The 25,600-nt window shown below is 54.7% G+C and carries 23 protein-coding genes; 8 read left to right on the forward strand and 15 right to left on the reverse strand.

Going from position 1 to position 25,600, the window contains the following annotated elements:
• Positions 1 to 3 precede the first annotated feature (3 nt).
• The 3 genes from K0H63_RS03510 to K0H63_RS03520 form a co-directional block, all read right to left on the reverse strand.
• Positions 4 to 192, reverse strand: a complete 189-nt coding sequence (locus tag K0H63_RS03510) for a hypothetical protein (RefSeq protein WP_011758743.1) — start codon at positions 190 to 192, stop codon at positions 4 to 6.
• Positions 193 to 316: 124 nt separating this feature from the next.
• Positions 317 to 1,699: a TlpA family protein disulfide reductase gene (locus tag K0H63_RS03515; protein WP_220066747.1), complete on the reverse strand. Its 1,383-nt coding sequence runs from the start codon at positions 1,697 to 1,699 to the stop codon at positions 317 to 319.
• Positions 1,700 to 1,867: 168 nt separating this feature from the next.
• Complete coding sequence (locus K0H63_RS03520) at positions 1,868 to 2,296, reverse strand: OmpA family protein (RefSeq protein WP_220066748.1); 429 nt, start codon at positions 2,294 to 2,296, stop codon at positions 1,868 to 1,870.
• Positions 2,297 to 2,617: 321 nt separating this feature from the next.
• Between K0H63_RS03520 and ohrR the strand changes: the two genes are divergently transcribed.
• Genes ohrR through rlmC form a run of 3 tightly spaced genes read left to right on the forward strand, consistent with a single transcriptional unit; the run spans position 2,618 to position 5,456 of the window.
• Entirely contained in the window at positions 2,618 to 3,052 is a 435-nt protein-coding gene (gene ohrR, locus K0H63_RS03525; protein WP_286670262.1) for a transcriptional regulator OhrR, read from the forward strand.
• Position 3,053: 1 nt separating this feature from the next.
• Complete coding sequence (locus K0H63_RS03530) at positions 3,054 to 4,268, forward strand: glycerol-3-phosphate dehydrogenase/oxidase (protein ID WP_220066749.1); 1,215 nt, start codon at positions 3,054 to 3,056, stop codon at positions 4,266 to 4,268.
• An 18-nt stretch (positions 4,269 to 4,286) separates the two neighbouring features.
• Positions 4,287 to 5,456 carry a 23S rRNA (uracil(747)-C(5))-methyltransferase RlmC gene (gene rlmC / locus K0H63_RS03535; RefSeq protein ID WP_220067798.1) on the forward strand — a complete coding sequence of 390 codons (1,170 nt, stop codon included), beginning with the start codon at positions 4,287 to 4,289 and terminating at the stop codon, positions 5,454 to 5,456.
• Here rlmC and K0H63_RS03540 read toward each other — a convergent pair.
• From K0H63_RS03540 to K0H63_RS03555, 4 genes are read right to left on the reverse strand one after another with little or no spacing between them, the layout of a single operon-like run.
• Entirely contained in the window at positions 5,425 to 6,621 is a 1,197-nt protein-coding gene (locus K0H63_RS03540; protein WP_220066750.1) for a sensor histidine kinase, read from the reverse strand. The two genes, rlmC and K0H63_RS03540, sit on opposite strands and share 32 nt — an antisense overlap.
• Complete coding sequence (locus K0H63_RS03545; RefSeq protein WP_220066751.1) at positions 6,618 to 7,325, reverse strand: response regulator transcription factor; 708 nt, start codon at positions 7,323 to 7,325, stop codon at positions 6,618 to 6,620. The genes K0H63_RS03540 and K0H63_RS03545 overlap by 4 nt, the downstream gene beginning before the upstream one ends.
• Positions 7,310 to 7,681 carry a DUF3019 domain-containing protein gene (locus K0H63_RS03550; protein ID WP_220066752.1) on the reverse strand — a complete coding sequence of 124 codons (372 nt, stop codon included), beginning with the start codon at positions 7,679 to 7,681 and terminating at the stop codon, positions 7,310 to 7,312. Before K0H63_RS03550 ends, K0H63_RS03545 begins: the two co-directional genes overlap by 16 nt.
• 20 nt (positions 7,682 to 7,701) lie before the next feature.
• On the reverse strand, positions 7,702 to 8,538 hold the full coding sequence (locus tag K0H63_RS03555; protein ID WP_220066753.1) for a MipA/OmpV family protein: 837 nt from the start codon (positions 8,536 to 8,538) through the stop codon (positions 7,702 to 7,704).
• A gap of 288 nt (positions 8,539 to 8,826) precedes the next feature.
• On the opposite strand from K0H63_RS03555, the gene K0H63_RS03560 reads away from it, so the two are divergent.
• Positions 8,827 to 13,938: a S8 family serine peptidase gene (locus tag K0H63_RS03560; RefSeq protein WP_220066754.1), complete on the forward strand. Its 5,112-nt coding sequence runs from the start codon at positions 8,827 to 8,829 to the stop codon at positions 13,936 to 13,938.
• A gap of 174 nt (positions 13,939 to 14,112) precedes the next feature.
• Entirely contained in the window at positions 14,113 to 15,258 is a 1,146-nt protein-coding gene (gene chrA, locus K0H63_RS03565; RefSeq protein WP_220066755.1) for a chromate efflux transporter, read from the forward strand.
• A gap of 81 nt (positions 15,259 to 15,339) precedes the next feature.
• On the opposite strand, the gene lpoB is transcribed toward chrA, so the two are convergent.
• From lpoB to K0H63_RS03590, 5 genes are read right to left on the reverse strand one after another with little or no spacing between them, the layout of a single operon-like run.
• On the reverse strand, positions 15,340 to 15,933 hold the full coding sequence (gene lpoB, locus K0H63_RS03570) for a penicillin-binding protein activator LpoB (RefSeq protein ID WP_220066756.1): 594 nt from the start codon (positions 15,931 to 15,933) through the stop codon (positions 15,340 to 15,342).
• Between the two features lie 2 nt (positions 15,934 to 15,935).
• On the reverse strand, positions 15,936 to 17,261 hold the full coding sequence (locus K0H63_RS03575; RefSeq protein WP_258405701.1) for a COG3014 family protein: 1,326 nt from the start codon (positions 17,259 to 17,261) through the stop codon (positions 15,936 to 15,938).
• 50 nt (positions 17,262 to 17,311) lie between these two features.
• Positions 17,312 to 17,836 carry a peptide deformylase gene (def, locus tag K0H63_RS03580; protein WP_220066758.1) on the reverse strand — a complete coding sequence of 175 codons (525 nt, stop codon included), beginning with the start codon at positions 17,834 to 17,836 and terminating at the stop codon, positions 17,312 to 17,314.
• 27 nt (positions 17,837 to 17,863) lie between these two features.
• Positions 17,864 to 18,076: a SlyX family protein gene (locus K0H63_RS03585; protein WP_220067799.1), complete on the reverse strand. Its 213-nt coding sequence runs from the start codon at positions 18,074 to 18,076 to the stop codon at positions 17,864 to 17,866.
• A gap of 14 nt (positions 18,077 to 18,090) precedes the next feature.
• The gene (locus K0H63_RS03590) at positions 18,091 to 19,068 is read right to left on the reverse strand and encodes a WD40 repeat domain-containing protein (RefSeq protein ID WP_220066759.1); all 978 of its coding nucleotides are present in this window, start codon (positions 19,066 to 19,068) and stop codon (positions 18,091 to 18,093) included.
• A gap of 145 nt (positions 19,069 to 19,213) precedes the next feature.
• Here K0H63_RS03590 and fkpA point away from each other — a divergent pair, with 145 nt between their 5' ends.
• On the forward strand, positions 19,214 to 19,978 hold the full coding sequence (gene fkpA / locus K0H63_RS03595) for an FKBP-type peptidyl-prolyl cis-trans isomerase (protein WP_220066760.1): 765 nt from the start codon (positions 19,214 to 19,216) through the stop codon (positions 19,976 to 19,978).
• Positions 19,979 to 20,119: 141 nt separating this feature from the next.
• Positions 20,120 to 21,556 (forward strand): methyl-accepting chemotaxis protein, encoded by a 1,437-nt coding sequence (locus K0H63_RS03600; protein WP_220066761.1) that lies wholly within the window; start codon positions 20,120 to 20,122, stop codon positions 21,554 to 21,556.
• An 82-nt stretch (positions 21,557 to 21,638) separates the two neighbouring features.
• Here the strand turns inward: K0H63_RS03600 and K0H63_RS03605 are convergent, their stop codons facing one another.
• The gene (locus K0H63_RS03605; RefSeq protein WP_220066762.1) at positions 21,639 to 22,604 is read right to left on the reverse strand and encodes a zinc transporter ZntB; all 966 of its coding nucleotides are present in this window, start codon (positions 22,602 to 22,604) and stop codon (positions 21,639 to 21,641) included.
• A 150-nt stretch (positions 22,605 to 22,754) separates the two neighbouring features.
• Between K0H63_RS03605 and K0H63_RS03610 the strand changes: the two genes are divergently transcribed.
• Positions 22,755 to 23,129 carry a YacL family protein gene (locus K0H63_RS03610; RefSeq protein ID WP_220066763.1) on the forward strand — a complete coding sequence of 125 codons (375 nt, stop codon included), beginning with the start codon at positions 22,755 to 22,757 and terminating at the stop codon, positions 23,127 to 23,129.
• Between the two features lie 44 nt (positions 23,130 to 23,173).
• Here the strand turns inward: K0H63_RS03610 and K0H63_RS03615 are convergent, their stop codons facing one another.
• Both K0H63_RS03615 and narQ read right to left on the reverse strand, forming a co-directional pair.
• On the reverse strand, positions 23,174 to 23,803 hold the full coding sequence (locus K0H63_RS03615) for a response regulator (RefSeq protein WP_220066764.1): 630 nt from the start codon (positions 23,801 to 23,803) through the stop codon (positions 23,174 to 23,176).
• Positions 23,796 to 25,508 (reverse strand): nitrate/nitrite two-component system sensor histidine kinase NarQ, encoded by a 1,713-nt coding sequence (gene narQ / locus K0H63_RS03620; protein ID WP_220066765.1) that lies wholly within the window; start codon positions 25,506 to 25,508, stop codon positions 23,796 to 23,798. The genes K0H63_RS03615 and narQ overlap by 8 nt, the downstream gene beginning before the upstream one ends.
• Between the last annotated feature and the right edge of the window lie 92 nt (positions 25,509 to 25,600).

Below are 25,600 nucleotides of genomic sequence, written 5' to 3' on the forward strand. Positions count from 1 at the left end.
CGGTCAGGCGGTGGTGTCTATATTGTGGCCAATGTTGCCAACGGGTTCTGCCTTTGGGGCAGGCGCGGTGGCTGCAGCAATCAGGTCGACGGCGATTTGCCCTTCCACTTTTTGCTGATCTTTCGCCAGTTGTGCCACCTTCACGCCAATGGCGCCGTGGCTCAGATTGGGTTCAATGCTGTTGATGCTCATCGACGGAAAACTCCTCCAGACTGCATGTGGTCGATACCGGCTTATCGGCCATCATGCAGTAAACTTTAGCGCTACGGTCGCTCATTGCAAGGGCTCATTGCAACGGAACATGGCGCCTTTGGCATCAGCTTTGACGGGCGGTAAGTAACTTTCGCCCAATAATCAACACGCTGGTAATGCCGATGGAACCGAGGATCAACGCCACCGCCAGCACCACATTTTGCAGTGAGGTGGGATCAAGTACCAGCATGCCACCCAAGCCCACCATCATGATGCCAGACATCAGCTTGAGGGTTTGCCCCTCCTTCTCGCTCAGTTTGCGCTTACCCAGTGTCAGGGCAAACACCAGCACTATCAGCGCCAACGGGATCACGTAGACGACGTTGTACATCACCAGATAAAAATACCGCTCGGCTGCGGGCAGCTCGTGCATGGCCAGCACACTGGTATAAATCATCGGGAAGCCGGCGGTGCAGAGCAGCTCGTAAGCGTTGGCGAGGATGGCCAGCACTGTGGTGCCCAGGATCATGGCAGTCATGGAGCTGGCACTGGACAGCTTGCCCATGCGTTTAATCAGCCCTGTGCGTTTTTCGGCGGACATCGACAGACTGACATCGCCCTTTTCAAAGAAAAATTCTTTGACGTTGATGGTACCTGCCACCAGCGCCAGCAAACCGGCGGCGAGAATGATGTTACCACCATCCCCATCGGCGCCCAGCAGTTCAAACATGTTGAGCCAGGCGGTCATAAACAGGAAGTAAATAAAGCCTGAGAAGAACACGAAAATGCCGCCGACAACCAGCATTCGACTGCGGCTCTTGGCGTTAACCATGATGGACAGCAAAAACAGCAGCACGAAAAAGGCGCAGGGATTGAAGGCATCCACGCCGGCCAGCACCAGGGTCAGCAGTGGCAGGGATAGCTGGTCCGGTGTGACAACGCCGATAAAGGGTAATTCGACCGGCTGTACATCGGAGCTGGCGGCTTCTTCACCCAGATCGCAGGTGCCGGCCTCACCGGCGGAGCTGCAGGTACCAAAGAGCGGCTGTTGTGTGTTGGATGCAGGAGTTATCGCGGGGCCATCGTCACCGACTGTACCACCGAGGCTGCGATAACACTCCTTGAGCCTGCCAAGCAGGTATTGGCCTGTGACCTCGGCGCTGCTGTAGCCCACGCTGGCCTTACCGCAAATGGCGAAATAGGGCACAGAGCGTGCCTCTGAGCCGGTGGACTTGGCGACGGCCTGCCATTTTTCCCGGGCACCGGGCGCCGTGATCATATAAGACTCGAGGGAAATCCAGGGATACTGCTCTGGCAGTGCATCGATAAAAGGATGGGCCTCGGCGCAGTGGGGGCAGGTCTTGGACCAGAAAAAATAGAGCTTTACCACAGGCTTGCCGTCGGCATCTGTCTGATGCCAAACCGGTGATGTGGTGAGATCTTCAGTGGCTGAAAATGCCGGAATAGACAATAGCATCAGTAATGAAAGCAAGATTGCGCGGACCATAGGGCCTCCAGACCCACCTCAGGTGGGAAGCAAAGACAAAACCTCTGACTCTACTTTACTGAAATCCCCATGGCGGATTAAATCATGCTTTCAAAACTGCAAAACACATCAGAAAAATACCGGAATTGAGATCAAGATGCCCCTGGGGTCACCGAAAGGTCTTTGATTTCAAAGACGGTGTTCGGCGACGGAGGCATCGGCCAACATTTGGCCTTGGTCTTCATCACTGGTCTTGCACCATTTCAATGCCAGGGCGCGGCTTTCGGTATCCACCGCAGTACGAATACGGCTTACCATCACAGCGCCAAAGCCTGCGTTGGTCAGGTAGCTTTTTACCCGCTCGATACGGCGCTCGGCGAGCCACATATTGTATTTTTGCAGCTCATCGTCACCGGCATTGCGATTGAATGCAAATTCGAGCAACAGATAACCATTACCTGTGTCGGCACTGGTTTGTTGGGTTTCAAGCAGTTGTTTCAGGGTGGCAGTGCCCGCGGCATCGAAGTAGGAGCTGTTTTTGTCGAAATTCACAGCACCGAGCTCTGTAATGCCTTCACAGCTGGCGCTGGCGCCAAAAACTGCAAGGCTTATTATCATAGTTATATGTTTCAGCATCCTTCACCTTTAAAGAACAAAATCCTGTAAATCCTGGGTTCTTTAGGCCTGCCACTGTAAGGGAAAGCCCAGCGGAATTCAATTTGTAGACAGAGGCAAACAGGGTGGTTTCAGTTTCGAAAAAAACGTCAGAAAACCAACGCCGCAACCTGGCTGTCTCTGTCTCTCTTTTCGGTGTTTGGGTGTCAGTAAATTGGCTGAGACAATTTGTAATTTTTCACTGAAATTGGCTCGCCATAGGGTCATTTTTTTTGCTATAACACAACTAATTTGTGTGCAATATAAATCGATGTGAGGCTTCAGGTGCAAGATACTCTGGCTTTGGACCGACAGGTCTGCTTTTCGCTCTATCGGGCGAGTAATGCGATGATCCGCGCCTATCGTCCCGTGTTGGATGGGCTTGGACTGACATATCCCCAATATCTGGTGATGCTGGTGCTCTGGGAAGAAGAAGGCCTCAGCGTAAAATCGCTGGGTGAGCGCCTGCATTTGGACTCGGGTACCCTGACGCCACTGCTCAAACGCCTGGAACAAAAGGGCCTGGTCAGCCGTGGCCGTTCGGAGCACGATGAAAGAGTCAGGGTGCTGCATTTAACCGACGATGGCAGGCTCCTCAAACGCGGTGCCCGGGATATTCCCGACAGAATGCGCTGCATGGTGGGGACCGGACTGGAAGAACTGGCCGAGCTGAAAAGATTGTGCGACAAAGCGGCCAAGTTATTGGAGCGGGAATCCTAGGATGAAGCGAGTGGACGTGCTGGTGGTGGGCGGCGGTATTGCAGGCGTGGGCATAGCTCAGTTTGCTGCGGCGGCCGGATATTCGGTGGCCCTGATTGAACGGCAGCGGATAGGCGAAGCGACCTCCGGTAATTCCAGTAAACTCATCCACGGTGGGCTCAGGTACCTCGAGACAATGCAGTTGGACCTGGTGCGCAAATCCCTGAAAGAGCGCCGTGCACTGCTACGGCTGGCGCCCTCTCTGGTGAAGGCCGTCCCCTTTTATTTTCCTGTCTACCGCAACAGTCGCCGCGGCGCGCTCACCATCAGGGCGGGCTTGTCCCTGTATGGACTCCTGAGCGAATTCGATGCCCTCGGACGCTTTAAAACCCTGAGCCAGACCCAGTGGTCCAGGTTACAGGGATTAAACAGCTCGGGGCTTGAGGCAGTATTCCAATACTGGGATGCGCAAACTGACGACAGGCTGCTGTGTGAGGCGGTTGCGCACAGTGCAACCCTGCTCGGAGCTGACGTGTTTGAATGGGCTGAAGTGGGGCACATCGAGCACAGTGGTGATGCTTGTCAGGTGAGTTTCACGCAGCACGGACTGCAACATGAAATACAGGCCAGTGTGGTCATTAACGCCTGCGGCCCCTGGGTGAATCAGCTGCTTGAGCGGGTGACGCCAGGTGTATCGGCGCTGGAGATTGACTGGGTGCAGGGGGCGCACTTGCTGCTGGACATTCCGCCTGTCGACGGTGTGCTTTACCTTGAGTCTCCCATCGACCAGCGGGTGGTGTTTGTTATGCCCTGGTACGGCAAAACCCTGGTGGGTACCACCGAAACCCGTTTGGCCCATTTGGACAACAAGCCCGTGGTCACCGAAGCCGAAAAACGTTACCTGTTGGCGCTCTACGCGCACTATTTTCCCAACGCCGGTGGAGTGGATGAACTGGAGAAAAAAGTCACAGATACCTTTTGTGGGGTCAGGGTGCTCCCCCGCAGTGGCGGTGATGCCTTTCACGCCCCGCGGGACACCCTGATGCACACGTGCCGCTCTCACCCCAGACTGCTTAGCCTGTACGGCGGCAAGCTGACCACCTTTCGCAGCAGTGCCGCCGAAGTCCTTGGCTGGGTGAGGGCACAACTGGGAGAAAGGACCGCGATTGCCGATGTGGATAAGTTGCCCCTCAGCCGTCCGGTGAACCGGGATGATTTTATGGCGCAAACAGGCTAAAGTGTGCGCCGTTTTTCGATGTGGGAGCCGAACGTGAGCTGTGACTATTTCAACCGGGGACTCTGTCAGTCGTGCCGTCTGATGCCCAAGCCTGTGAGTGAGCAATTGCTGGAGAAAGAAGCCAGGCTCACCCATCTGCTGGGCAATCTGCAGGTAGACGAACGTTTGGCTCCGGTATCCGGTCCTGAGTTTGGTTTTCGCAACAAAGCGAAAATGGTGGTTATGGGCGCTGCCCACGCCCCTGTACTGGGTATTCCGGGTCCCGATGGTCAACCCGTGGACCTTAGCCATTGCCCCCTCTATCCACGAGACATGCAGGCTCTCTTGCTTGAGCTCACTTCCTTTGTGCGCCGCGCAGGCATTCCTCCCTACCGGGTCGATAAAGCCAGGGGCGAGCTTAAGTTTATTTTGCTGACCCGCAGCGCCGTGCGCGGTGAGTTTATGCTGCGATTTGTGCTCAGAAGCAAGGATGCCATTCCCCGTATCGAACGTGAACTGCCTAAACTCATGGCCGATTACCCGGCCATCAAGGTGGTCTCGGTGAACCTGCAACCGGTGCACATGGCAAGGCTCGAAGGTGAAGAGGAAATCTTTCTTACCCAAGTCACCCGCCTTGATGAGGTCTTTAACGGGGTACCACTCTTTATCCGCCCCAAAAGCTTTTTCCAAACCAATCCCGAGGTGGCCTCGAGTTTGTACGCCACCGCGGCCAAGTGGGTCGAAGAATTAAAGCCAAAGAGCCTGTGGGATCTTTTTTGCGGTGTTGGCGGCTTTGGGTTGCACTGTGCCAGTGCGTCGTTGCCTGTGACAGGCATTGAGATTGAAGCCGAAGCCATCGACTGCGCCAAAACCTCGGCAGCGGCCATGGGACTGGATAATCTGGCGTTTGCAGCGCTGGATTCCACCGACTTTGCCATGGGTCAGCAGGCACAGGAAGTGCCTGAGGTCATCATAGTGAATCCACCGCGCCGGGGTATAGGTGAGGAGCTGTGTGAGCGTTTGTCGGCCTTTGGTCCAAAAGCCATTATTTATTCCAGCTGCAACCCAGAGACGCTGGCTAAAGATCTGGCCCTGATCTCAGGCTATCGCATTGCCCGGGTACAGCTGTTCGATATGTTCCCCCACAGTGACCACTTTGAGGTGCTGTGTCTGCTGCTCAAGGAAGCGGCCTGCGCCAGCGCAGACTGATGGCGGCGCCGCCAAGTTCGGCCGAGTTTTCCACTGTCAGTTTGCCCTGATGCCAGATGGCAATTTTGCGCACGATATAGAGGCCCAGGCCAAATCCGGCACTTTGCTGTTTACTCCCCCGCTGAAATGCCTGGCGCAAGTCTTTGCCCGGCTCCTGTATGCCCGGGCCATCATCTTCAACGGTTAGCCGCCAATGGCGGGTTTCTGCGACCAGGGTCAGCTTGATATTGCCGCTGGCGAATCGCAGAGCATTGGCTATCAGGTTTTGGCTGGCCAGGTCCATGCTCAGCGGGTCAATCAACACCTTATCGTTACTGAGGGCGCAGTCCACCTGGCAGTGCACGTTGTATTTGGGGGCGTATACGGCAAAGTTATCTGCCACGGCTTTGATAAATTCAGGCGCATTCACCCACTGGCGATGTTGACTGGGTTGCTGGTGCTCAACCCGCGCAAACGACAGATAGCTCTTGGTCAGGGCCTCGATTTGATTGATATCTTCTTCCAGCCGGGCGCTGTGTTTTTCAGACAATTGCGCCCGGGCCAACTCCAGCACAAACCGCATCCGCGACAGCGGCGTGCGGATCTCGTGGGACATGATCCGCGACAGATCCCGGTGCAGCTCCAAAAAATCGACAATTTGCCCCGTCATGGTTTCAAACCCCTTGGCTAAGGGATAAATCGCCGATCGTTGGCTGATGCCGGTTTTGATTCGCTTGGGGTGCGCACCAAAACTCAGCGCCTGTGACTGAAGCAGGCTTAAATCTTTGAACACTCTTCCGATAAGCAGAAGAATCGCCAGTGCCAGTGAAGCGTAGAGGAGTGGGATCAGGGTGTTTAGCTGGCTGTGCTGCGCCTGGGGATTAACGGGGCCCATTTCCCGAATATGGCCACTGTCCAGACGCAGATAATAAAACTCTTTGCCATCCTGATGGGTGAGGGAAATGACGTCGCCATTGTCGAGACGGGTCTGCAGTTCAGGGGCAAAAGCAATGCTGCCCGGCTGCAGTTCACGAAACCCCAAACGCCCCTGTTTTAATAGAGCGTCGGCATCGAGGCTGTAGCCATATGCCTCGTCGGACGCACTGTAGATAAGGTTAAAGGACCAAACAATAAAGGCGCAGGAGGCGATGATAAGAACAAACAGCCGGATAAGCTGAGGCTTCATATCTCGTCGGTCGCAAAGCTCAGCAGATAGCCCCGGCCGTGCACCGTGCGAATGGCGAGGCCCGGGATGCCGATGTTTTCCAGTTTACGTCTCAGGCGCGAAATTTTCAGATCCATGGCACGGTCAAGGCCATCGTATTCACGGCCTATGATTTGCTCAAACAGGTATTCACGACTCAATACCTGCTCCAAATGGTGCACAAAGACCCACATTAGCTCGGTTTCCTGGGTTGTCAGCGGGTAATTCTGATCGGCAAAGCACAGTTGCTGATGTGCCTTGTGCAGGATGAGGCCATCCTGCTCCCAAATCTGGCTGTTGCTCTGGGGCGATGGCGGACGACTGAGCCGGGCACGAATGCGGGCAAGCAGCAGGTTGGGTACCACTGGCTTGCTGATATAGTCGGCAGCGCCGAGCTCCAGGCCAAAGATTTCATCTTCCGGTGCGGCCAGTGCCGTCATAAAAATAATGGGTGCGGGAACCTTTTTGGATAAGGTCGGAAAGGCGCTGAAGCCATCCTGCCCGGGCAGCATCACATCACAGAGCACCAACTCTATGTTCTGCCCCTGGCTTTTGGTAAAGGCCTCTTCAATGGACTCGGCATGGATAACACTGAACTCCTCGGCCTCAAGAAAATCCACAATGAGTTCTGCCAGGGGCAAGTCGTCTTCAATCAGCAGCAGTTTGTGTTTTACAGCAGATCCCAATTCAGCCCCCTGCGTTTGCGTTTTTGCGGTGGTTGAAACAAGACCACCGACACCTGGGTTGAAAGCAGTACGCGGGAATTCATGTCCCGGATTTCGATGGTGGCATCTTTTTCCAGTGCCAGCGAGAGTTCTTCACTGAGCTCTTTCAGCCCCGTGTAACAACGACGGGGCTCTGCTTCATGTTTAAGCCACAGACACAGATTCTGCTCTGTATCTGTTTGGTAATGTACCGAAATACTGAAACGGCAGGGAAGTGCTTCACTGCTGGTGGCGCAGGCTTTGGGTGCAACATTCAACTCGTCCGCCATGGCCAGTGGCACTATGCACAGCGGCGACAGCAAGAACAACAGTGACATTCGCTTTCCCATACCCGCTCCTAGAAACTGTAGCTGACGCCGGCAAAACCCGAGAAAAGATCGTCTCTTTCTATCAGAGCGCTCTCTCTTATGGCTTTACCCAGGCGGGTATGATTGACAGTGAGAATAAAGTTCAGACTGTCGCTCAGGGGAATGTTCAGCACGCCTTTGACGTGCCAGTTGGTGGCCGCTTCAAGCGGCGCAGGCGGGCGTCTGGCGCCGGACTCTGCTTGCGTCACATTGTAGTAGTAGTCCACCAAATCGGCATTTTTGTATACGCCGCCAATCTCTATACCTGCGGCGCCCCAAGACCAGGCGAAGGACTTTCTGGCACTGAGTTGCCACTCATAGCCGTTGTGTACACCGGTGATGTCGTAAAACACCCCTGTTGTCAGGTCGAACACGGGCGTGTACCAGGTTGCGCTGAGACCGCCGAGATAAGACAGATTGCGCTCTACCGGCTCAAGTTTGGGCGGCTCAACCCCCGGACGAACTATGGGGCCGGTATTGGGTTTGTAGCCGAGGATGTCCGACAGCAACAACTTACCAAATCCATCGTACTCAAAATAGATACCGTCATCGTTTAACTGTCCCTGTACATCTACACTCAACCAGTCGGTTTCGTAGAGGCTGTATCCCAGGGTGAAATTCTCAACGTAAAAGTCTTCGCCGTAGTAATACCAGCTTGGCAGTACATAGGTGGTGATGTCTTCGGTTTTTTTGCGGGGGTTTTCAAGTATCCCATAGCCAAGGGCCAGCGAGACCTGCCAGTCTCCCGGAGTCACTGTTTGCAACTCTTCCGCTTTCACGGGGAAAGCCAGAGACAGCATCAGCATAAACAGTATCAGGGGTTTCATGGGTTATTTCTTATTAGCGCTTTTGGAATAAGTTTGTGTGTTTTTCGGGCTCTTTGCCCAGAGATTATCACGATAATCTGTGCTCTCCAGCAAATACTGGAAAAGGCTACAAAATGCTACATCCAGTCGAAGTGTTTTGATTTTGTATCAGTTGTTAAATTTGTCTACAAAATGCTACATCAAAGTGTTGAGGTTCTTTCTTCAGACGGTGCTTAGATGATGCCTTCCTGACCGGTTTTTCACCGGCGGACGAGCAAGCATTCCAATAACAACATCGGAGATAGCGTCTTGAAACTGAACCTCGTAACCAGTGCTGTGGTAGCGACCCTTTATGGGGCTGGCAGCATGTATGCGGCGGCCAGCTTGAACGTCATCGAGCAGCATAAACTCGAACCCCTGAAGCTGAGCACTGAACAAATCGCCCAATTGCAAAGCGGTTCACCCGTTACCGAGGATAGCCTTGGTCAGGGTGAAGGTCTGAATATCCAGATCACCCCGCAATCACGTCGCTTCGAATACGAAGAAGGCCTCAGCGGTGAGCATGTATACATTGTTACCCTGCGCGACAAGCCGCTGGCTAACTCCGGTGTGGGCATACAGGCCCGCAGTGCCAAGGGTGGCAAAGGCAAACTCTTTGTCGCCGGTAAGCCTGTGTCCAATGAAGTGGCTGCTTATCGCTCAAAACTGCTGAGCAAACAAAACGATGTATTGGCTGCGGCTTCCGCCGTTGTGGGACAGCGTGAAGTACGCGCCCAGTTTACCAATGCCGTGAACGGTTTCTCCATGGCCATGACCCAGGATGAAGCCAAGCGTATGTCAGAGGTTGCCGGTGTTGCCACCGTGCGCCGCGCCAAGACCTACGAGCTGCTGTCTGATGCGGGTCCTGAGCTTATCCAGGCCAACAAGATTTGGGACGGCAGTGTTACCCAATCCGTACCTTACAAGGGTGAAAAAGTTATCGTCGGTATCGTGGATACCGGTGTTAACACTGATCACGCCTCTTTCGCCGATATCGGTGGTGACGGTTACGATCACACCAACCCCTGGGGTGCCGGCAACTACGTTGGTGACTGCGCCAAAGACGGTTTCGAAACCCTCTGTAACGACAAGCTGATTGGTGTACGTTCTTACCCTGTTATCACCGACAACTTCACCAGTGGTGTGTTTGGTGATACCCGTCCAGCCGTGGGTGAAGATTACCAGGGCCACGGTTCACACGTGGCATCGACTGCGGCCGGTAACGTGCTCAACGATGTGCCTTTCTCTACACCAACGGCCGATGCTGTGTCCGATGGCGCCATCATCAAGGAAGGCCTGTTCCCACGTATCAGCGGTGTAGCCCCCCACGCCAACATAGTGTCCTATCAGGTGTGTCATCCTTCCAACGACGTGGCCGAGTTCCGCGGTTGTCCGGGTGAGGCGCTGATCGCCGGTATCGAAGATGCCATCAGCGATGGTGTGGATGTAATTAACTTCTCCATCGGTGGTCAGGATTCTCACCCATGGAGCGACGATGTGGAGCTGGCCTTCCTGGCCGCCCGTGAAGCAGGCATTTCTGTGGCTGCCGCTGCCGGCAACTCAGGCCAACCAGTTGGTTATAAAGAGTACTTTGGTGCTATCGACCATGCCTCTCCCTGGCTGATGAACGTGGCTGCCACGACTCACGACCGTGAAGTGGTTGTTGAAACCAAGCTGACCGACCCCATGGGTGGCAGCGAAGCACCACGCTGGAGCGAAATCGTCGGCGGCGCCATCAACGATACCCCGGTAACAGGTATGGTGGTGCAGGCCAAAAACTTCGGTGATGAATACTGCGGAACCCCTTTCCCGGAAGGCACCTTTGATCTTCAGGACAGTGGCGGTAATCCAGTTGATGTGATTGTCGTTTGTAAGCGCAACAGTCTGACAGACCCCAATGGTATTGCCCGCACTGCCAAGGCTGACAACGTCAAGGCCGGTGGCGCTGATGGCATGATCATGTACAACTATGCCAATAACGACCCGCTGGTATCTCTGGCCAAGTATTCTGTGCCTTCTATCCACATCACCAAAGAAGAGTGGGATGGCCGTTGGGACAATGGCATGAGCGGCTATGGCCTGAGCGATTGGCTGGCCAAGGGCACAGACCATATGCTGACCATCGGCAACACCCGCATTGAGCGTGAGTTGAACCCGGAAAATGCCGATTGGCTGGCGGCTTTCTCTTCCCGTGGTCCAAGCTCTTCTACACCAGAAGCGCTGATCCCCGCCGTTGCCGCGCCCGGCGTTGACATCTATGCCGCCTTTGCCGATGAGCATCCGTTCACCGCAGCTCCGGGCTCGGGCGATTATGCCTTCCTGAGCGGTACTTCCATGGCGTCACCCCATGTGGCCGGTGCCATGGCGCTGCTCAAGCAGGCACAGCCTTCCTGGACTGCCACTGAAATCCAGTCAGCGCTGGCCATGACTGCCGAAAACAAGGTGCAGTATCGCCGTCTCAACGAAGCAACCGGTGATATTGAACTGGCGTCCACTTACCGTGCCGGTACCGGCCGTATCAATGTAGCCAACGCCGTTCAGGCTGGCCTCATCATGGATGAGACTGCTGACAACTTCCGTGCAGCCGATCCACTCAACGGTGGTGCTGTTCACAAGCTGAACATTCCACAGCTGGTGAACTTCAGCTGTAAGCCAAAGTGTCAGTGGATCCGTACCGTTAAAGCGACCAAAGACGGCAGCTGGTCTGTGACCCACGATGACGTGGTGAACTGGGCCTTCGACTCTCGCTCTCAGTCTGCTCAGAACGGTGTTAACATCAAGGTCAGCCCAAGCGAGTTCACCCTGGCGGCCGGTGAGACCCAGACCATAGTGATTGAGGCGTCCATCATGGATACCCAGGACTGGTTCTCGAATGCCGAAGTGGAGCTGCACTCCAATCTGATCTTCTCCGAGACCAGTGGCAAGGCGCCTGAGGCCCACTGGCCTGTGGTATTCAAGTACGACATGAACGACATGCCTGCTCGTTTGGCTGCCACTGCGCACCGCAACGAAGGCAATGCCGTGCTCAAGGGCATTAATCTGCCCGAGGGTGATAACATCCATGGCCGTATCTTCAATCCGGTGAAGGCCGATGTGCAGACACTGGTGTTGCCAAAGGACAATGACGGCAACTTCCCCTGGTCTTCCAACGCTGACATGACTGTTCCTATGGAAGAGCGTCTGGACGAAGCGACCGCCACAGTGATGATTGACGTGCCAGCCAATGCCCGTCGTCTGATTGTAGAGTCTCTGGGAACCACTGAGTCACCACTGGAAGGTACTTTCGATAAGGGTAACCTGCTGGTGTACGTGGGTAAGGACTACAACGGTAACGGTCAGGCAGATCCCTTCGAGGAACTGCTGTGTGTGTCAAACCACATCCAGTACAACAACTTCTGTAACATCAATGAACCGGAAGAAGGTCAGTACTGGGCCGTGTTCTACAACAACCGCAAGGGCAGTGCACAGAACAACTACCATAACTTCCCGGAAGAGACTTTCCAGTATGCCACTACCGTGGTGACCGATGAGCTGGCCGCTGGCATGAGCATCGATGTCCCTGCCAGCAACGGCAAGGATGCGGTGGATGTACAGGTAAACTGGAACATGCCTGAAATGCAAACAGGGGATATCTACTACTCCCTGATCGATTTCGGCACGTCTGACATCAATGCCGGTAATATTGGTAAGACTGCGTTCAAACTGATCCGCGGTAATGACGATGTGAGCCTGGATGCGCCGCAAACCGGTGCCAAAGAAGGCGATGTGATTCCGTTCACTTTCACCGTGTTGCCCAATGACTCGGGTGCTGACCGCGCCTTTACCATTGCCGCAGACGTACCGGCCGATCTGAGCCTGGATGTTGAAGATGTACTGACGTCTTCCAGCACCATGGTGACTGACATCAAACTGGAAAATGGCAAGCTGACCATCAGTGGTGTGCAGCCTGACACCAGTGAGCTGTCGCCTTCTTACAAGGTGTCCACAAACGTGGAAGACGCCATGTGCCGCACCCCGGACTTTGGTAACAAGAATCCGGGCGGCTATGTGAACCTGGAAGAGTTCCGTATCTATCCTATGTTCAGCGGTTTCGCTCCGGTGGAATACGACGCCAATGGCCGTGCCCTCAATGGTAAGGACAACAGCATCCTGACCCGTAACGGTGTGGTATTGCCAATCGATCTGATTTTCGGTGGCCGTTATGATTCCTTCCATCTGTACAATAACGCCGACAACCTAAACTCTGGCAAGCAGAACGCGCTGGATATCCGTGCCCATGGCACTGTGTCACTGTGGGAAGGTCAACCCTTCTTCTTCCCATACCATGACATCTTCCCTTACCTGAGCTTCCCATACGAAAGCATTGGTATGCTGTGGCGTGGTTATGGTCTCAGCGCAGCGTCGACCAAAGCCATCATGGCGACTCCGCTGATTAACAGTTTGCAGGAGCGCGCCGGTATCAGTATCGCCAGCACCCAAACCGGTTGGGGTATCCTGGAGTACGATAACGCCCGTTCATATCTGCCAGCAGGTCGCGATGCAAACCGTGTCTACCAGTGGGATGAAATGACCGACAGATTCGACTTCGAGCTTATCTTCAACGTAAACACCCGCTTTGGTGACGGTGAATACGAGATGATGATGGCCTACGACAATATCGACTTCGGCAACGAAGATGGTCGTGGTTCTATCGGCCTGCAGGGTTTCCGTGGTGGTATCTACAGTCACGGTCCGCTGGAAGGTTATCGTGGAGAGCAGTTTGCCTTTGATGACCTCGACCAGAAACTCAAGAATGGTCTGGTGATCTGTTATGACTACCAGGGTCCTGAATCGTCGCAGTTCGAAGTGACTGCCTGGACCAAGGTCAAACCAAGCGCTGCCGGTAAGACACTGAGCTTTAACGCTGTCAGCCAGGTTGAAGGCATGGCCGATATCGAAATCAACCACGATGTTGTTGTACCGGGCAATATCACCCTGGGCGCCATTGCCGACCAGAGCGTGAACGAAAACACAACTCTGGAAGGTATCGAAGTGCTCTTCGCCGATGAGCAAAACAGCGTGAACCAGATTACTGTGACCGGTGAACACATCACTGCCACCGTATCCGGTAACAGCTCCGGCAGCACCATCAGCATCACTCCGGAAAAAGATTTCCATGGTGAAGTGGAAGTGACTGTGACTGTAAGCGACGTGGAAAACCCAAGTGATGCGGCTTCCACCAGCTTTATGCTGACCGTAGTTTCTGACGGTGTTGAGCCTCAGCCTCCAGTGACGACTCAGCCTGAAACCCCTGCCAGCACCTCTGGTGGTGGCAGCACAGGTCCTCTGGCACTGATGATGTTGCTTGCTCTGGGTCTGCGTCGTCGCTTCCTGTCCAAGTAATTGATACAGAAAGAGACCGACTGCCCATCGTGCAGTTAAGGCCCGGGAGACGAAATTCGTGCCCGGGCCAGCAAAAACCAAAACCACCGCAGCTGCGGTGGTTTTTTTATGTCAACTTGGTGTCACAAAGATGTCATACTCTGATGCCATCGCATTCGGGGAAAACTCAAGGCTATGTGGCAGATTTTCGTGCGTTTTTTCATGCTGGGATTGACCAGCTTCGGTGGGCCTGCGGCCCATATCGGTTATTTCAGGCAGACTTTCGTCAGCGAACTCAATTGGGTCGATGAAAAGCGGTTCGGTGCCCTGGTGGCATTGTCGCAATTTTTGCCCGGGCCAGGTTCCAGCCAACTGGGGTTTGCCATAGGACTCACCCGCGGTGGGCTTGGCGGTGCTCTGGCTGCCTTTGTCGGCTTTACCCTGCCATCGGCCATGTTGATGTATCTGCTGGCCGTGACCAGTGCCAATCTGTTGGGGCAGTCCTGGTTCGACGGCCTCATTCACGGGCTTAAACTGCTTGCCGTGGTGGTGGTGATGGATGCCTGTTTGGGTATGTTCCGCCAGTTTTGCCAGCATGCGGCAGCGAGACTGATTATGGCTGCCAGTACGATAGCGCTGCTGCTTTTCGGGCTCAGTTGGGTGCAGTTTGGGGTACTGGCGCTGGCCGCTGTGGTGGGAGTTGTTTACTTGTCTCCATCCGGCGGGTCTGGCGGTAAGCTCGCCGGCATAGGCTGGGGCTGGCTGCTTGCCTTTACCTTGCTCCTTGGTGGCGCCTTTTATGGGGTTTCAGCCTTCAGCGGCGGCAGTGAGGCGTGGATTGCAGCAGTGAACTTTCAGGCCGGCTCCCTGGTGTTCGGTGGTGGCCATGTGGTGTTGCCGCTGCTGGAAGGACATTTTGGCGAGCTGATGTCGCCGGACCGGTTTTTGACCGGCTATGCAGCCGCTCAGGCCATTCCCGGCCCCATGTTTACCCTGGCGACCTTTTTGGGCGCCGATGTGGCCACCGGGGATGCTGTGGCAGGGGCGTTGATTGCGACCCTGGCTATCTTTCTGCCTGGCTTTTTATTGCTGCTGGCGTTTCTTCCCGCATGGGAGGGACTGAGTCAACGCCCCAGGGTGGCGGGTGCGGTCGCGGGCGTCAATGCCGCTGTGGTGGGGCTGCTGCTCAGTGCGCTCTACCAGCCGATTTGGCTCTCTGCTGTGGTGGGCCCCATGGACATGGCGCTGGTGGTTGTCGGTTTCGCAGCGCTGAAGGTGCTCAGGTTGCCCATTCTGGCGCTGGTGGCAGGCTTTGCGCTGATTGGCGGGATTTGGCTGTAACGGATGGATTAACCGCAATAAAAAACCAGCGCATTGGCGCTGGTTTTTTTATTTTCAGATTTTGTCTTACCAGACAGGCAATTACATGCCGAGGAATGACTTGGACTTGGTCTTGCGGATTTCTTTTTCGTCGGACCATTCGATGAGACCGGTTTCCAAATCCATCAGACGCATGGTCATCTTGTAGTACACATCCTTGGTGCTGCCTTCCTGTTTCACAATGCTGGACAGGTTGCCGTAGAGCATGTACTGCGCGCCGATTTGGCGGCCAAAACGGATGGCGGTTGATGGGTCAACCATACCAGAGTTGTTTTGGTAATCCAGCTGCTTACGAACGGCGTCCACCTTGGTCATATCGATAAAGCGGAACTTGCCGGAGCGTAGCAGCTTGTTGCTGATGGAGTCGGTCACCGACTCGGTATCTATGTGCTCTGAGGTTTTGTTTTTGATTTTGTCCACGAAGATGATGGGACGCTGTTTGGCAGTCATGGCCACCACAGGCGGGAAGGTCAGCATGCTGTCCACCATCTTGGAGGTGATGGCCTGCAGATCGGTGGAACCGAAGTTCTCATTCACCGTTTCCACTTCGGTGGCGTCTCCGTACTCAACCTTGGATTGACAGGCGCCCAGGCCAAGGGACGCTGCCAGGATGAAAATCAGTTTGAAGTGTTTCATAGTCAGTTCCATTTACTTTTGATGTTGATTGAATAAAAGCGGATGTTGCTGCCCGTGTCAATCGCCCATACCAGGGTAGTCTGTCCGGGACGTATCTCTATGTTCCTGCTGGCATTGCCAAGGGTAACACTGTAATCGCCCTCAGGTAAAAACCGGCGGCCCATCTGGGCCTGTTTTGGCAGGGTCAGCCAGCTGCGTAAATCGGCCTGTTCGCTTAACACATTAAAAATCTGCATGGCCACGGCGGCGCCATCAAACTCGTCCCGGCGTTTTTTGCTTTGGCTTTCCACACTGCGGGTTAACTCTGATTTGGCATAGACCCGGGCCGCCTGACGAATGAGCAGTGCGGGCAAGTCTTCTTTAAGCGCGTTGATGGCGAGTGCGTCCATGTTGGCGATGGTTGCCGGCTGCAGGGGCGCATCCAGCCCCGTCAGGCTAAGGGGCGCTGGCGCCGGACCACTGCTGCCATAGGTTGGCAGCGATACGGTTTGCCAGTTTCCGTTGATGGTAAAGGGGACCGTGAGTGGCTGCTTGGCTAACACGAAATTCCGCTCCAGCAGCAGTACCAGCTGGCCGTCCCGTTGGCCGGGCAGTATGGCGTCGCCGAACCTGTCTTTGAATTCCTCATACTGGGGCATGGCGAGCTTTTTGGCCAAGCGCACCAGATCCTGCTCCAGGTATGGATTGCCCGGGAAGATTTGCGCTGCCTTGCGATAATCGATAAAGGCGTCGTTTTCTTCCCCCAGGAGCTCATGGATTAGGCCAGTGGTGTAGTAGCTGTAGGCATTTAAGAAAGAACTGGTAACCGTTCCAGCCTGCTGTTCGAGGCGGTTTATTTCACTGTCCACAGTGCCATTGGCCATGGCCTTGACCGACTCTTTGGATTTTTCATAGCGCTTTTGCTCCAGCGCCTGTAATTCATTGGCCCGGCGCACCTCCACCAGAGCGCCTTCAAAGTCGTTCTGCATCAGGTAATTGAGCGCCTGATACTGGTGAACCATCACCCGCTCAAATCCCGGGCCACGGTAGGGAATAACATTATCATTCAATACCAGACTGCCGGCGTTGGCGCCGAGGTTGTTGAGGCTGACGGTGGCCTGGTCATCGAATTTGGCATAGGTCGCAATGGCACTTCGGTAATAATCCTGGCTTGCTTTAAAGTCGCCACCGACCTGTGCGACCCGTCCCGCTTCCTGCGCATAAAGCAGGCCGTCTTTGCCGCTGAGCTCTGTGCTTAATTGTGCCAGCGGTGACAGGGGCGTCGGGCCCGAAAGCGCTTGCTTAACCTGTGTCATCTGCGCTGGATAACTCATAAAGAAGCCGCCCATGGCGCAGCCGCCAAGGAAGAGCGCTGTTATGAGTACTGCCGAGCGTTGGCTCACAGTAGTGTCTCTCCCGAAGCCGCTGCGCGCTCCTGTGACGCCATGGTGACGCGCTCCAGCAGGGTGATGCCATTGAGGTGATCCAGCTCGTGCTGAAAAATCCGTGCGATAAAGCCGGTAAGACGACCGGAGTGGGTACGGCCCTGCAAGTCTTGCCACTGGGCATCGACCCAGAGATGGCGCGCGATGGCCAGCCGTTTTCCCGGCACCGACAGACAGCCTTCTTCACCCAGCTCCCATTCTGACGAACCCGACAGCAGCACAGGATTGACCATCACCACAGGCTCCATCAGGGGTGCATCGGGATAACGCTCGTTGGGGCGGGATGCGACGATGAAAAGCCGCTGACTCTCGCCACTCTGCGGCGCGGCTATGCCCACACCTTTGGCCTGCAACATGGTGGCCATCAGGGTTTGCGCGAGCCTATCCAGATTGGCGTCAAACACAGTGACAGGTGCAGCTTTTTGATAGAGCACCGGGTCTCCTGTGATGACGATGGGGGCGGTTTGGATGCTGGCCATGAAATTCCCTGTTCTTGTGGCGAATACTCAGTAGTGGGGCGGCGGCGTTTCTTCCGCCTGGGTCGCGATATTGCTCGGTTCCATCGCTTTAAGCTTACTCACCAGCATTTGAATCGCGTGAGTTTGCTTGGCAACAATGTCGTTGAGCTTAATGACTTCCTGATTCAGCTCTTCCACCGTCATCTCGTTGAAAGCGAGCTTGGTTTGCAGCTCTTCGATTTGCTGTTGCATTGCCTGTATATCTGTTTGCATTGTTACCTCGTTGACCAGTATTCCACTCTGCCACTGCTGCTGATGCTGGCAACAGGTGTTTGTGGCAGGCCGGTTTCGGCCACTGAGTATACAACGGCACCTTTATTTTGCGGTCGATTGGAGAGACTCACCTGCCAGCGACCGGTTACTTTTCCATCTTTTGTTTGCCAGCGCAGTACTTCCCTAAAGGGGGTGCCTGTTAGCAATGCCGCATTGTTGTGGCTGAATCGGGCCGCAGAAAAGGTCATGGTGCGCTGCTTTATCCGTAATTCACTGATGACTTTGCCGGATTGGCTGGCAAAAATGCGGGCATCGGCCTTGGCATCGGCGGCGAATGCCAGCTCACCGTTTGAGGACAGCGCCACAGCCAGTACCCGGGCATCAAACTGCAGGGTTTGCAATGGCTGTCCGGTATCGGCCTGCCAGAGAATGGCCTGATAGTCGTTGCCCCCGCTGAGTGCCAACTTGCCATCGGCTGACAGCGCCACGCTGTTGACCTTCTCGCTGTGTCCAAGGAATCGGATAAGTTTGGTTTGGCCGGCCACGAGCGACATCACAGAGCCATCGGCGAGTCCTATCAAGAGACCTCCGCCATCGGAGAGCGCCAGCGCCTGCCCCACCGAAGGCAGTGACCAAAGCCCCACCTGAGAACCGTCATCTATCCTCCACAGTGCAACTGAATCCCGGCTTAATGAGGCTGCATAAACGCCGTTGTCCGACAGGGCAAGGGCGATGGACTCGTTACTGGTAGGTCCGTGTTGCCATCTGTGTTTGAGGGTTTTGGGAGAGAGCTGCCACAGCTCAACACCACCGGACTCGGTGCTGATGAGTGCCATGCCGGCGTCCTGGCTCAGGGTTGCGCCATAACTGGGGGCGTCACTGAGTACCAACACCCCATCGGCTTGCTTCGGGGAACAGCCCGATAAGAGCACTAAAACCAGTGCCAGCCACAGATTACATAGGTTGAACTTATTCCACATGCCCAGGTCTCATTGCTGTCTGTATTTCCGGACAGCCCCCGCTTGGTGCTGCCCATGGCATAAGCTTAGTAACTAGTATAAAGTGGGGCGGTTTGATGAATAACAAAGGTTATTGTAACCACTTGAGGACGCTAAGGAAGCTTCAATGAAATCTATTTATAAATACTCTCTGGTCGCCCTGGCCGTAGTAGGTTTAACTGCCTGTAATAAAGAAGAAAAAGCAGCAGAAGTTGCACCAGCTGTTTCCCTGACCACTGAGGCCCAGAAAGAAGCATACAGTGTTGGCGCTTCCATCGGCAGCTACATGTCAGGTCACATCAAGGAGCAGGAAGCCCTCGGCCTGCCAGCGGATCGCACCCTGATTGTTGAAGGTTTTGCCAACGGCCTGAACGGTGCCCTGAAGCTGACCGAAGAAGAAATGCAGACAGTGCTGCAGAATCTGGACAAGAAGCTGAACGACAAGCGCGTTGCTCAGGCTGAAGCGCTGGCCGCCAAAAATCTGGAAGACGGTAAAAAGTTCCAGGAAACCAACAAGGCCAAAGAAGGCGTTACCACTACCGAGTCTGGTCTCCAGTACGAAGTATTGGTTGCCGCTGAAGGCGACAAGCCAGCCGCTGAAGATGTGGTTGAAGTGCACTATGCCGGTACCCTGATCGATGGCACGCCATTTGATAGCTCATACGACCGTGGCCAGACCGCCAAATTCCCCCTGAATCGTGTTATCGCCGGTTGGACCGAAGGCGTGCAGCTGATGTCTGTGGGTTCCAAGTACCGCTTCGTGATCCCCGCTGAGCTGGCCTACGGTGAGCGTGACAATGGCACTATCCCTGCCAACTCGACTCTGGTATTTGAGGTTGAACTGGTGTCCATCGAAAAAGCCGCACCTGCCGAAGCTGCTCCTGCGCAATAATCCGGAATGCTTTGGTAAAAGACGCCCCCAGGGCGTCTTTTTTTTGGTGCAAATCCACGCAGAATATCAGTAAAGTGACTGAGCAAGATTTTGAATTTGGTGCAATAATAACAACTCGCCGAATCGCGTTCTGGAGTACCAATGAAGCAGGTCGATTTTCGAACTATCGATAAAATTTTCATCCGCATGTCCATTAACGACAAGATGTGGGTCGTGTTTTTGCTGTTTGTATTGGCGCTGGGAACCACCGCCGGGTTGCGCTACTCCCAGAGTGTCGATGCCATAGAGGCAAGCTCGGTTAAAGCCGCAGAAGCGAGATTAGCGGGCATGCTGGACACCCTGAATGCAACGGGCCAGTTTGAGAAAGCCGCCGGCCTGGGATTAACCATGGGAAGCGGCAAAAATCGCCACGATGGGGATTCAGTTACTGTCAGCGCCATCGCCGCCAATGGTCAGAGCTATACTCTGGAACAGGATGTGCGCAGCCAGGAGAGCAAGGCGCGCTCTGCGGCCAGTGCCAGCCTGCTTTGGACTGGGGTGTGGTTATTACCCTTTGCGATATTTTTATACTGGGTTGCCACCTTTATCGGTGGTGCCCTGTGGGTGCTGTACACCACCACCGAGAAAATCGGCTCGGGGGATTTGACTTCGCGTTTAGGCTTCCACCCCGGCCGTGATGAGTTCGGTACCATTGGCTGTGCACTGGATAAAGCCATGGATACCCTGACCGAGCTGGTTAAGGTGGTGAAGGCCAACGCCGATACCCTGAGCGATACCTCTGAGTCCTTCGGACGGGAAATGAAACAGAGCCTGCAGCAGATTAATAGACAGTATGTGTCGTTGGACTCAGTCGCCACCGCCATGGAAGAAATGACGGCTTCAGCGCAGGAAGTATCCAATATCTCCCGTCAGGCCACTGAAAAAACCGAGCAGGATGCCACTCAGGTGGAAAGCAGCTTCCAGCGGGTACAAAAGGCCATTTCTGACATTGAGCAGCTGTCCGGTCTGATTGAACAGGCGTCAAGCTCGGTGGCGACGCTCAACGTGAACACCACCCAAATCAACGAAGTGATCACCACCATTAATGCGATTTCTGAGCAAACCAACCTGCTCGCCCTCAACGCCGCGATTGAAGCGGCCCGTGCCGGCGAACAGGGCAGGGGCTTTGCCGTGGTGGCAGATGAGGTGCGTACTTTGGCAAGCCGCACCCAGGCGGCAACCGTTGAAATTCAGGCCATGATTGAAAAGCTGCAGGGCGAGAGCCGTAATATCGCCAATATTACCGAAAAGACCGTCAGTCAGGCCCAGTCCAGCAGTGGTGTGATTGCCAACATAGGTGCTGATGTGAGGGGAATTGCCGACTCGTCGCGCGCCATTACCGACATGAGCATCCAGATTTCCACCTCCGCCGAAGAGCAAAGCAGCGTTGCCAACAGCATTGCCGCTGAGCTCAGTGATATACGTAACCAGTCCAACACCATACGTACAGTGGCTGAGCAGTCATCAGAGGGGGTCGCCAGACTCGCCGAGGCCTCCCGCTCGCTGGGTAAGGTACTGGCCCGTTATCGCACCAATTGATGCGGATACCTTTGCTGACACTCTGGACAGCACTTTGTGACTGATATTGAAATGAAAAAGGACGCCGATGGCGTCCTTTTTGTTACAGCCAGCGTTTTCGGTAAAACAGCCACAGCTGCAATATCACCAAAAGCACCAAAATGGCGCAAAAGAGGGCAAAGGCCCAGGGAGTGTCGGCGCCGGGGATGCCGCCGATATTGACGCCAAGCAGCCCGGTAAGAAAGCCCAGCGGCAGGAAGACAGCCGTCACCAGCGACAGAAAATACAGCCGCTGGTTAAGCTCTTCGGACTGGCGGCTCATCAATTCTTCCTGGGTCACACTGGCCCTGTCCCTGAGGGCGTCGAGGTCTTCAATGGCCCGGGTGAGGCGATCGCGAATTTCCCGCATCTTTAGCTGTTCGCTCTTTTTAAACAGTTGCCCGGTTTCGGTTTGCAGTGTGGTAAAGGCTTCCCGCTGCGGCGCCAGATAGCGGCGCACCATGACAGTCTGTCGCCTGAGGTCGGCAATGTCGTTTCGCAAATCCTTGCTCTTGCTGCCGACGACCTGGTCTTCCAGCAGATCCAGTTTTTCTTCCAGCTCGTGAATAAAGTCGGTTTTGCGGGTGGTTAACTTGTCACACAGGGACAAAATAAACTCAGCCGGTGTCGTGGGGCCCGTTTTTACTTCTATCAGGGCCGCGAGCTCTTTGACCGATTGCAGGCTGCGACGACAGGTGCTCACCACCCTGTGCTTATCGGCAAATAGCCGCAGTGCCACCATGTCTTCCGGCGCCTCGTCTGGATTGAGGTTAACACCGCGCAGAGCCAGCAGCAGGCCGCTGTCTGCCGCGATCGCTCTGGGCCGGGTGTCCCGGGACAGCAGGGCATCAATTTCAAGTTTGGGCAAATCGGTTCGGTGCAGCCATTCACGTGCCGCCTGGGAGTGATAATTGAGGTGGACCCAGATGTTTCCCTGGTCGGGTGTCCAGGTATTAAGGGTATCCTCGTCGAGAGGGTGTCCGGCCCGTTCGCCGCTCAGCCAATAGCTGTAGATGAATCCCTGTGACATGTTTGGTTCCTTTTCAAAGCTTTTCATGACACTAGCCCAGAGCGGGGAGAGGATTCAAGTACCGCTTTGTTGCGGCGAAGAGGCAAGAGCCGCGTGTATAGGATAAAATTTCCGTATCGATAACGATGTTTGAATCACAGTGGATAGATTATGGAGTACGAATTTCGCCGCAACGGCCTGGATGGTTCCGTGATGGCTCGTTTCAGCATGGAGCATGAGGTGATGGGGCGATGGTTTGGTGAAGAGCTCGGTGACAAGCCCACTGCTGCGGCTACCGTTTTAAAGGCCATTTCCGCGATTCAGGCCGGGGAGCTGCGTGAGTGGCGAGTGACGGGCCGGGAATTCAGTCTGGAGCTGGATGAGGAGCAGGCCCGGGTCTATGCCAATGTGCTGGGGTATGACAACCAGGATGAGCTGGACGATGGCATGTCCCTTTACGATGCCGAACTTGAGGCCAGCTGTGGCCTCGAAGATTTGGAAGCAGCCTTGAAAAGCTGGCAGGCATTTTTAGTGGAAACCCGCTGAAATACAGGGATTGAAAAAGGCAGCCTCGGCTGCCTTTTTTGTGCTCAGCGGTTCAGGTATCTCACCGCCATTTCGGTGCGGGACTTGGCGTTGGCCTTTCGCAGCAGGTTTTTTACATGCACTTTCACCGTGCCTTCGCTGATATGCAGCTGCTCTGAAATCAGTCGGTTGCTCAGACCTTCTGCCAGTTGTTCCAGGATTTGCAGCTCACGTGGCGTCAGGGCATCTATCCACTCGTTTTCGTCGGTGGCATTTTTCAGCTCAAACAGGTATTCCTCCACCGCTTCGCTTATCACCCTGTGCCCCAACATGGCGTGCTTGAGTTTTTCAAGCAGCAGATCCGGCTCTGTGTCTTTAAGCAAATAACCGTCGGCACCGGCTCGCAGCAGGCGTATTACGTCCTGTTTGGCGTCAGACACAGTCAGGATAACGATGCGGGAGGTCACCCCCTCCTGACGCAGGCCGTTGAGGGTATCGAGGCCCGTCATGCCTTTCATGTTCAGGTCCAGCAATATGATGTCAGGCTCGTCATTGGCCACCGCGCTCAGGGCATCCAGACCACTGCCAGCCTCGCCAAACAGTGTGAAATCCTTATCAGATCCAATGAGCTGACAGATACCGCGGCGCAGCAGGGGGTGGTCGTCGACCACCAGAACTGAATAGGGTTTACCCATGTTGACTTGGCTCCTGATGTGGGGGAAGCGTGAGTGTAACCGTTGTACCACCTGCTTCATTACTGGAAAAGTGCAGCTGACCATCGAGCTTGCTGGCTCGTTCGTGCATGATGCCAATGCCGAAATGCTGGTCCCGCTCTCTGAGATGTTCTATACCGACACCATCATCGCTGACGCTGATATTGATCATACCTTCGTTATTCTTAGCGCATTGAATCACAATTTCACTGGCGTTGGCATGTTTTATGGCATTCAAGGTGGCTTCGCGGGTCAATTGCAGTATGTGAATGTGCTGATTGGCACCAAGCAGCTGCTCGCGGATACCGTAATCCAGGGTGAGCCTGGTGTGTGTTTGGCCGCGAAGCTGCTCCAGCATGGCCTCGAGTGCGTGCTTGAGGTTAGGTTCTTTGATGGTGAGACGGAAGGTTGAAAGCAGTTCCCTGAGCTGCACATAGGCGGTGCTCACACCTTCGTTAATTTCATTAAGTTGTTGCTCTACTTCGGGATTACGGCAGCTGTCGTCCAGGCCTTTTCTCAGTAGAGAAATTTGGATTTTGAGGAAGGAGAGCACCTGACCCAGCGAGTCGTGCAGCTCTCGGGCAATCACACCCCGCTCTTCCATTAACGCCAGTTGCTGACGCTGCTCGGCCGATTGGTGAATGAGAATAGAGCGGGCCAGCATGATGGCGAAGTTTTCAAACAGGGGGCGGTTGGGCGCCTTGCCTGACACCATCTCGAGGTAGCCCAAATCCGTGTGCTCGAAGGTGAGCGGAAAACGGCACGAGGCTTCAAGCTCGGCCGGCCAGCCACCTTCGGCCTCAATGGCTTCTTCTGTGTCCCCTTCGTCCTGAATTATCAGGCGCAAATAATCCAGCTGTTCATACTGCTTTAGCTGATCCAGGGCTGCCTTTAATGCACGGTAATCGAGGGTTTTGCCGTGCAGCATCACCAGATTGTCATACAGAAAGTTGAGCTCCTGATTGGCTCGGGTCAGTGCCAGGGTCTTTTCCTGCACCTGAGACTCGAGATCCCCATAGAGCGCCGACAGCTCCTTGGCGGTGGAGTCCAGCGCATCGGCCAGTGCCTGCAGCTCGATATACTCGCTCTGGGGCATGTCCACATCGAAATTGCCCTTGGAGATGGTGTTGGCGGAAAGCATCAGCTGGTTTAGCGGCTCCACCACCTTGCGCTTGGTATAGCGTACCGCCACCAGGGCGATGGCAAGCATCATCCCCAGGCCCAGCAACTGGCTGGCTGCAAGGAGTTTTAATTTAAAGGCGGCGTGATGTTCGGTTTCCAGTACGAACAGGTCGATGGTATCGACAAAGTCTTTCAACGAAGAGGCATAAAGACGTGAGTTTTCCTCTTCGATGAAGTATTTCATCACCTTCCATTTATCGATAACCAGCAGATACTGATCTTTCAGACGCTGGGGCGTACTCCAGTCAAGGGAGTTCTTGAGTGCCGGTGAATAGAGCGTGGCTTCAAACTCACGGATTTTATCTTCGGCCTCGTCACTGCCGGAGTTGGCATAAAACATTAACCGGTAACTCTGCATCCGCAGTGAACCTGAGGCATTGATGGCACGGGCATCGCCCAGGCTGTATGACAGGTTGGCGAGTGCGAAGATAGATAGCCCACTGGAGAGCAGGATAAGCACCATCATCAGCCCGAGAATCTTGGAGGTGAGACTGCCACGTTTCATGAAAATTCCTGTCGAGAAGGAGAGCCGATGTTTGCAACTAAAGCCTATGTTCTACATTAGCTTTTTCTTTACCACACCCGTACTCATGCAAA

Origin of the sequence: Shewanella zhangzhouensis (assembly GCF_019457615.1) — a bacterium.
GTDB lineage: Bacteria > Pseudomonadota > Gammaproteobacteria > Enterobacterales > Shewanellaceae > Shewanella > Shewanella zhangzhouensis.